General features: G+C 62.0%; 7 protein-coding genes. All 7 read left to right on the top strand.

Annotated features, from left to right (window positions below; genetic code table 11):
* Positions 1 to 47 precede the first annotated feature (47 nt).
* The 7 genes from ACRECS_RS25140 to ACRECS_RS25110 all read left to right on the top strand — a co-directional run bounded on the left by ACRECS_RS25140 (position 48) and on the right by ACRECS_RS25110 (position 7,087).
* Positions 48 to 710 (top strand): NAD(P)H-binding protein, encoded by a 663-nt coding sequence (locus ACRECS_RS25140; RefSeq protein ID WP_431585707.1) that lies wholly within the window; start codon positions 48 to 50, stop codon positions 708 to 710.
* 33 nt (positions 711 to 743) lie between these two features.
* Complete coding sequence (locus tag ACRECS_RS25135) at positions 744 to 1,595, top strand: phytanoyl-CoA dioxygenase family protein (protein WP_431585706.1); 852 nt, start codon at positions 744 to 746, stop codon at positions 1,593 to 1,595.
* A complete protein-coding gene (locus ACRECS_RS25130; RefSeq protein WP_431585705.1) occupies positions 1,592 to 2,329 on the top strand; it encodes a TetR/AcrR family transcriptional regulator in 738 nt (245 codons plus the stop codon). Before ACRECS_RS25135 ends, ACRECS_RS25130 begins: the two co-directional genes overlap by 4 nt.
* A 381-nt stretch (positions 2,330 to 2,710) precedes the next feature.
* The gene (locus tag ACRECS_RS25125) at positions 2,711 to 4,075 is read left to right on the top strand and encodes an acyclic terpene utilization AtuA family protein (RefSeq protein WP_431585704.1); all 1,365 of its coding nucleotides are present in this window, start codon (positions 2,711 to 2,713) and stop codon (positions 4,073 to 4,075) included.
* Positions 4,076 to 4,078: 3 nt separating this feature from the next.
* Positions 4,079 to 4,447, top strand: a complete 369-nt coding sequence (locus ACRECS_RS25120; protein ID WP_431585703.1) for an AtuA-related protein — start codon at positions 4,079 to 4,081, stop codon at positions 4,445 to 4,447.
* A gap of 33 nt (positions 4,448 to 4,480) precedes the next feature.
* Positions 4,481 to 4,834 (top strand): putative quinol monooxygenase, encoded by a 354-nt coding sequence (locus tag ACRECS_RS25115; protein WP_431585702.1) that lies wholly within the window; start codon positions 4,481 to 4,483, stop codon positions 4,832 to 4,834.
* 45 nt (positions 4,835 to 4,879) lie between these two features.
* Positions 4,880 to 7,087 (top strand): TonB-dependent receptor, encoded by a 2,208-nt coding sequence (locus ACRECS_RS25110; RefSeq protein ID WP_431585701.1) that lies wholly within the window; start codon positions 4,880 to 4,882, stop codon positions 7,085 to 7,087.
* The last annotated feature ends 38 nt before the right edge of the window (positions 7,088 to 7,125 follow it).

Genomic DNA, 7,125 nt, shown 5'->3' with positions numbered 1-7,125 from the left:
GCCGCCGCGGCGCCTCGTCTCGCGCCGTCCAATGAAAAGGCCCCGTCATGAAGATCATCCTGACTGGTGCGACCGGCTTTGTCGGTTCCGAAGTCCTCACACAATTGCTCGCCGATCCGAAGGTCACCCAAGTGACTGCCCTCTCCCGCCGGCCGCTTTCCCAGACCCACGACAAGCTCGTCACCATCGTCCAGGAGGATTTCTCCCGATATGATGATGCGGTGATTGAGCGGATCAGCGACCATGTCGGCTGCATCTGGACACTTGGCGGCCCCGCCTCGGACATTGGCGAGGGTGATCTCTATGTGCTGGTGACCCACACGTTCACGACGACCTTCGCCGAGGCAATCGCCTCGCACACAAAAGGCCGGTTCACCTTCTGCTATGTCAGCGGCATGGGCGCCGATCCGACCGAGTCGACGATCCTGCCCTGGGAACGGACGACCCGGCACATCAAGGGACGGACCGAGAAGGATCTCGGCCTGATCCAGGCACGCCACACCGGTATGGCGCTACGCGTGTTCCGGCCTGGCGGCATCATTCCCAAGGGTAGCAACAGCTTGGTCTACGCACTGGTCTCGGGCTTCTCGATCCGCGTCGAGGAACTGGCCAAAGGACTGATCATCGGCGCGACCGATCCCCTGGTGCGCGGCGCACGGACACTCAGCAATGGCGAGATCAAGAAGGTCGCGCGCGGCGCCAAGCCCTGACACCCTCCCTCACGATAGCGACAGGAGCGCTCCATGAGCAGCATCATCCCTACCCCGCGCGAGATCACCGACGACGAAGTCCGCTCGTTCCAGGAGAATGACTGGGCGAAGATCGAGAGTTTCCTCAGTGAAGACGAGGCCGCCGCCCTGTTGACGCGCCTCGAGGCCAAGCTCGAGCAATCCGCCGAAAAAGGCGGCCACGCCGTGTACGGCCCGATGCTCGAGGCGCTTGGCCCCTTGTCGGTCGAGGGCGTGTCGGGCGAGGTCGCCGATCGCTTCTTCTTCGACATGACCCATCAGCGCGCCTGGGGCCAAGCCGCAGCCAGGCTGCTCGGCGTGGAGTCGGTGCGCTACCAGATCGATCAGGGCTTGATCAAACGCCCGGCACGGGACGGGGGTGACGGCACCGTCTGGCATGTCGATTTCGGCGGGCAGGAGCCCGGCTCTCTGTTTGCAAGCCATGGCTCGGCCTTTGCGCCGGCGCGCTCGGTGATCGCCTTTTGGATCGCTCTGAAGCCGACGCCTGCCACATCGGGCACGATGCGCTTCGTCGCCCCCCGGCATTTCGATCAGCCGCTGCACGACCTGGTCCACGCAACCTATGCCGAACAGAAGTCGATTGAGGAATCCTATGAGGAGTTGGAACAGCGCGGCATCCTCTCCCCACCACTCGACCTCAAACCCGGCGACGCGACGGTCCATCGCGGTGCATTGCATTCCGCCCCGCCCAACAAGGGCGACGGAATTCGCTGGGCGTTCGCGGTCAGTTATGTCCAGGCCGATGTCCATTATACCGGCCTTATCGACGAATTGGTCATGGCCGGGGTGGACGGGCTCGAAAAAGGCAAAACGTTGCCAGATCATCGCTTTCATATCATCGGATGATGCGGGAATTTTCCAGCCCGGCGAAAAACGTCAGTGACGGTCCTTTGGCGCTGTGCTTAAGTTTCGACATGGATATGCAAACCGAAATCCCCGTGCCCAAGCTTGGCCTGCGCGAACGCAAAAAAGCCCAGACCCGCGAGACCATCGCGGAAACGGCGAAGACGATGTTCGACGCACGCGGCTTCGACCATGTCACAGTGGCCGAGATCGCCGATGCGGCGAACGTCTCGGTCAAGACGCTGTTCAAATATTTCGACACCAAGGAAGACCTGCTCTTCAACGACGAAAATGAATTCCGCGACCAGATCCTGGCCTCGGTCCGCGACCGCGAGCCAGGCGAATCGCCTTATGACGGCATCTGCCGGCTGTTTCGTAAATTCATGTCGGCACCGCGTGAGCGCGAGATCGCCGACGGCCTGGAAGGCCTGCGGCGGTCGTTCGACGGCAACAGTTCGTTGCAGGGCCGGCTGACCCTGATGTGGGAGCGCTACGAGATCGCCCTGGCCCAATTGCTCGCCGAGGAAGCCGGTAATCCACCCGAGGATCCAATGGCTCGACTCGTCGCTGCCCAATTGATCTCGCTCTTCCGGGTGTTGACCTCCGAAGAATTACGACTCCATCTTCAGAGCATTCCCACCCGCGCGCGCCGCGCCGCGATCGAAAGATGGATCGACGAGTCGCTCGCGCTCGTCGCCACCGGCGTCCAATCCTACGGCGCCCGCACGCCCAGCTGAGCGGCGACGCGCAGGCTGACATTGCCTAACTCGCGGCCACCTGGCTGGTGCCGCGATGATTCCGGCACCAATCCAGCGATCAATGTATGAGCAATGGCTCATTATTCATTTTTCTTGCATTCGCTCCGCTTCCTCCGCTATGGATCAATTCGCGCCGCACCAATGACGGCGTCGGCCTGACGCCGCTCCCACACCGCGCGGGAGACCGCAGGCAGAATTGGAGTGGGGTGTCGAGGTGTCCAAAATTAAGCTTGCACATCCAAATCGATCGGGCTGTCCCGCCATCGCAGACGCGCGCACGGTAAGGCGTATCAGCCCCAGCGCGATGCGACGCGACACGCAACCCCACGCACCCCGGAATTCAGGCCAACAGGAGCAGATATGGCTGGCAAGATAGTCAAGATTGGTGTCGGCAGCGGCTGGGCGGGTGATCGCATCGACGCTGCAAAAATGCTTGTCGAACGCGTGGACCTCGACTTTCTGATGCTTGAGGCAATGTCGGAATCGACGGTCTCCAGCGCCCGCGAGCGGATGCTCGCCGATCCCAACGACAAAGGTTATGATCCGCTGCTTGAAGAGCGGATGCGCGCGGTCCTGCCAGCCTGCCATGCCAAGGGCATCAAAATCGTCTCGAATCAAGGCTGGGCCAATCCCGAGGCCGCGCGCGACAAGGTGATCGAGATCGCACGCGAGCTGGGCATGACCGGGCTCAAGGTCGCCTCAGTCAGCTCGAACGATCTGGGCCGCAGTGTGATTGAGCTCGGCGACGTGATCTTCGACACCGGCGAGCCGCTCGACACGCTGCCGCCCGAGATTATCGCCGCCGAACCCTATATGGGCGCCGAAGGGGTGGTCGAGGCGCTGAAGCGCGGCGCCGACATCGTTCTTACCTCGCGCATGTCGGACAATTCGCTCGCGATCGGTCCGCTCGCCTATGCCTTTGGCTGGACCGAAATCCCCGACATCGCCGTCGCAGCAGCGGTCGGCCATATGCTCGAATGCGGCATCACCGGCATGTCGGGCGGCTTTATGGCCGATCCGCCGCGGCTCGAAATCCCCGGCTATCTCGACGGCATCGGCCTGCCTTATGCCGAGGTGCACGACGACGGCGATGTCTATTTCGAGAAGACCCCGGACAGCGGCGGCTTCGTATCGCGGCTCGGTCTGCGCAAAAAGCTGATGCATGAGATCGGCGACGCGGCGAACTATTACGACCCCAATGTCATCGTCGATCTCGCCTCGATCGAATTTGACGAGGTCGCGCCCAATCGCGTGCGGATGCACAATATCCATGGCCGCGACAAGCCCGCCACGCTCAAGGTGAACATCGCCACGCGCGAAGGCTATATGACGCAGGATTTCTGCTTCTTTGCCGGCCCCCGCGCCTTCAATCGCGCCAAGGCGGCAGCCGCGGTGCTCGAGCACCGCGTCAAGGAGCGCGGCCTGGCGATCGACGAGCTGGTGATCGAATATCCCGGCATCAACGCGGTGTTCCGCGAAGCGACCCCTGCCGACCGCATTCCCGACGATCCATGGGAAGTCTGCATGCGCATTGCAGCACGCGCTCAGAGCCGCGCGCCGCTGCTCGCGCTGCTCAACGAATTCGACGCCAACGGCCCGAATGGCCCGTTCGGCACCGGCAAGGGCATCCCGCCGCCCGATCGCATCCGCAACGTCGTCGGCATCTCGTCCACGCTCGTCCCGCGCGAGGCATTCCACTTCAACATCAATCTCGAAGAGGCTTGAGCGATGGCGAAACGTGTTTCACTCGACCAGGTCGCCATCGCCCATTCGGGCGACAAGGGCGACACCGCCAATGTCGCGGTCATTCCATTCCGCTACGAGGATTACGAATTCCTTGCCCCCCAGCTGACCGCAGAGCGCGTCCAGGCACTCTATGGCACGACCGTCAAGGGAGAGGTGAAGCGCTACCTCTTGCCGGGCACGAGGATCATCAATTTCCACCTGCTGCTCGGCAATGGCGGGGGATCGTCACGCTCGCTGATCGTTGATCGCCACGCCATTGCTCGCGCTTCACTGATCCTGTCGATCGAGGTCGAGGTACCCGACGATTGGGAGCCCGCCGAGATCGACCAATATGGCCGGGTGAAAGACTGAGGTCAGCTCAAAAATAGAACAGGGAGAAGGTCGATGACGGCATTGCGGCTCACGATCAAACTGCGCATCCGCGACGGCAAAGAGGCGGCGTTTCGCGACGTCATCGCCCAACTTTCGGCAATCGCCCGGGACAAGGATCCGGGCACGTCGATTTTCGAATGTTATCGGGCCGAGGACGGTGTCTCGGCCTTCATCCACGAGCATTACGCCAGCGACGAGGCGTTCCTCGCGCACTGCGCCAATGCCGGCCATCTGTTCGGCCCGCTCTTCGAGACCGCCGAGTTCGGCGAGACCATCATTGCCGGCGTGCCGTCCGCCGACATCCGGGCGATGCTGTCCGGCGACGGCGAAGGCCATGGCGCACGGCTGTTCTACGCGCCGCTCTGATCGAGGCCACCAAGGCCGCGACGGACAGGAGATGGGGGAAATCACATGACCTACAAATCCTATCGGCTGGCGGCTCTCGCGCCCCTGCTGATACCGGGGAGTGCATTTGCACAGACCACGCTGCCTGTGGCCCCGACCTTGTCCGCCCAGGATAATCCTGATGAGTTGAGCGATATCGTGGTGACCGCGCAGAAACGGTCCGAAAACCTCCAGCGCGTGCCGATTTCCGTCACCGCGGTCACTGCCGAGAAACTCGCCGCAACCGGTGCGATCAGCACTCAGGATCTGACCCAGGCCGTCCCCGGGCTGGTCATCGGCAAGAGCCTGTCGTCCTCGCAAACCTATTTGCGCGGCGTCGGCCAGGGCATCGGCTCGCTTGGCGCAGAATCGCCGGTCGCGACTTATGTCGATGGCATCTATCTCGGAGCACCCTCCTCAGGAATCTTCGACCTCAACAACATCGCGCAGATCTCGGTGCTGCGCGGCCCTCAGGGCACGCTGTTCGGGCGCAATGCGACCGGTGGCATGATCCAGGTGACGACGCGCGATCCAAGCTGGACCACTGCCGGATCGGCGGAGATCGGCTATGGCAATCTCGATACGCTGACTGGCCGCTTTTATGTGACGGGGCCGCTGTCCGACACGCTCGCGGCCAATCTTTCGGTATCGGCCCGCAAGCGCTTCGATGGCTATATTCTCAACAAATATACCGGCAACAAGATCGGCGAGGAACGCTCGCTGACTGGTCAGGCCAAGTTGCTTTGGAAACCAGGTCCCGACACCCAGGTCCTGCTGAATGTGATCCTCTCGGACGAGGACGGCGCCGACTATCTGGTCCGCGGCATCATCCCCGGTTTCATCGGTACCGATGGGGTCACGACCTATTCCGGCGCCCGCACGGTCAACACGCGGATCGATCCCAGCGGCAGCACCAACAGCGACATCGCCTCGCTTAAGGTCACTCAGGATCTCGGCGGCGTCCGGCTCAGCAGCCAGACCTCCTACATCCATTTCCGCGGCGACTATCGCTATGAATCCAACGGCATCGTTGGAACACCCAACCCGACCGGCTTCAAAGCCCAGATCGTCACGCCGCCCGGCACGATCGACAGTGTGACCCAGGAGCTTCAGATCCAGAGTCCGGAAGGGCAGGATTTCCAGTGGATTGCCGGTGCCTTCTACCTCCACGACGTGACGAAGCTGCATCTGACAGTACGACCCGAGACGACGATCTCAACCGACCTGCGATCGAGGCTGACGACCGCATCCTACTCGGCCTTCGGCCAGGCCACCAAGACGATCCTGCCCGGCACGCGGCTGACTGTGGGCCTGCGCTATACGCGCGATGTCCGCGATCTCGATGCCGCCACCGCTGCGGGCGTCACCCCGCAATCGCTGGGACTGCCGACCCATAAGGTCTTCCCGAAGGTAACCTGGCGGCTCGCGCTCGATCATGATTTCGGGCCCGACATACTGGGCTATGCGACTTATAATCGTGGCTTCAAGAGCGGTACATTCAACACCACTTCGGTCAGCAATCCACCGATCCAGCCGGAGCGGATCGACGCCTATGAAATCGGCCTGAAAACCCAATTGTTCGATCGACGCGTGCGGATCAACATTGCGGGATTCTACTATGACTATAAGGATATCCAGCTCCGCGCGGTCCAGGGCGGACCGATCGTCGTCTATAACGCCGCACAATCACGCATCTATGGCGCCGATATCGATTTCTCCGCCCGCCTGATGCACGGTCTGACGCTGAGCGGCGGCGCGGAACTGCTCAGCGCATCCTACCGGAATTTCCCGGGCGGCATTTTCGCTGCCCCCAATCCGGTGACCTCCATCCCGACCAACTGCACCGGTGCGGTCAACACCAAGATCGGTGGAACGACCAACCTCACCTGCAATCTGTCGGGCAATCGCATGATCCGCGCGCCGAAATTCACCGGCAATCTCAACCTGAACTACGAGACCCGGACGAGCTGGGGCAAGCTCGAGTTCAATGTGGGCGACAGCTATAACAGCGGCTATTTCTTCGAGCCGGACAATTTCCTGAAGCAGAAGAGCTACAATTGGATGACAGCATCGATCAGCACCAGTTTCGGCCGTGACGACCGCTTCTCGGTGAGGCTGTGGGGGACCAATCTGCTCAATGAGAATGTCTATGACCTCGCCACCGCATCGGGGTCACTGATCTTTGTGCCCGGCATGCCCCGCACCTACGGCGCGACCATCGGCGTCACCTTCTGATGTCTGCCGCCCCCGTACCTGACAGGTCCGGGACGCCG

Source organism: Sphingomonas sp. (assembly GCF_050725575.1).
Classification (GTDB): Bacteria; Pseudomonadota; Alphaproteobacteria; order Sphingomonadales; family Sphingomonadaceae; genus Sphingomonas.
The sequence above is the reverse complement of the archived record's forward strand: the minus strand, read 5'-3'. Positions and strand labels throughout refer to the sequence as shown.